This is a genomic window from Cryomorpha ignava, from assembly GCF_010686655.1.
Classification (GTDB): Bacteria; Bacteroidota; Bacteroidia; order Flavobacteriales_D; family Cryomorphaceae; genus Cryomorpha; species Cryomorpha ignava.
In genome coordinates this window covers 1-1,157 of sequence record NZ_JAAGVY010000128.1, presented here as the reverse complement: position 1 = coordinate 1,157, position 1,157 = coordinate 1, and the positions used below count along the sequence as shown (strand labels likewise).

Genomic DNA, 1,157 nt, shown 5'->3' with positions numbered 1-1,157 from the left:
CCCAAACCTTCGTGTTCAACAGTCAGGTGACTGATAACGGAGCGCCCCGACCCATTACCACCACCGGAGTACAATGGGTAATAAAAGAAAACAGAAGCAAGGTTAACACCCACAAGCACATTACCGCACACTGTTTACGACATTCCTATGCCACGCACTTGCTGGAAGATGGGCTCAACATCATGAGCCTGAAAGAGCTTTTGGGACATGCCTTTATCGAAACAACGCTTGTGTATTTACACGTTGCAAATACGGGTACGTCGCGCAAGTTCAGTCCGCTCGATACGCTTTTTGAGTAGTGCGCAGCCACTTTAAGGTGGCTGATGTGCTAAGATTGGAGCAAGATTATATCTCGTCAAATACCTTTACGGGTTGGCATAAACGCACGCTTTATGCCATCGAGCGTTGTCGTACGCCAGCTATGGGCGGACATATAGATGAGTGTGATTGCTGCCATAAACTCCACATCAGTTACAACAGCTGTAGAAACCGACATTGCCCTACCTGTCAGGGTCATAAGCGCGAAGCATGGATACAGGCGCGGGAAAGCGAACTTCTCAATGTGCCGTATTTTCATGTTGTTTTTACGCTTCCGTCAGAGCTTAATCCGTTTGCTTTAAAACATCCGAAAGTAGTCTATGATAGCTTGTTTAAAGCAGCATGGGCAACTCTTGAGCAGTTTGGCGCGAACCCAAAACACCTGGGCGCGCAAATGGGTATGATAGCCATCTTGCACACTTGGGGTCAAAATATGAGCTTGCACCCGCACCTGCACTGCATCGTGCCAGGCGGTGGTGTGACTAAATCGGGCAAATGGAAACCAGCAAAGAACAAGGGTAAGTACCTGTTCAATGTGAAATCGATGAGCCAGGTGTTCCGCGCAAAATATGTCGATCTGCTGCGCAAAAGCAAAACGCCCGTACCGCAGGAAATCTACGATAAGCTATTCTCTAAAAACTGGGTTGTTTTTGCAAAACAGCAGTTCCATGCACCAAAATATGTGGTAGAATATCTAGGTCGCTACACCCATAAAATTGCGATTAGTAATTATCGGATTAAGCAAATAGACAAAACTAAAAAGACAGTAACCTTCCAGGTGAAGAATTACAAAAAAGGTGGCCAAAAAGAGCTGCTTACACTCTCAACGAAAGAGTTCG

2 protein-coding genes are annotated in these 1,157 nt (G+C 46.2%); both read left to right on the top strand.

Going from position 1 to position 1,157, the window contains the following annotated elements:
- A partial coding sequence (locus G3O08_RS20710; protein ID WP_163287351.1) for a tyrosine-type recombinase/integrase occupies window positions 1-299 on the top strand: 299 nt, incomplete at its 5' end.
- Window positions 299-1,157: IS91 family transposase (locus G3O08_RS20705; RefSeq protein WP_163287350.1), on the top strand; the 859-nt coding region annotated here is incomplete at its 3' end. The genes G3O08_RS20710 and G3O08_RS20705, both read left to right, overlap by 1 nt.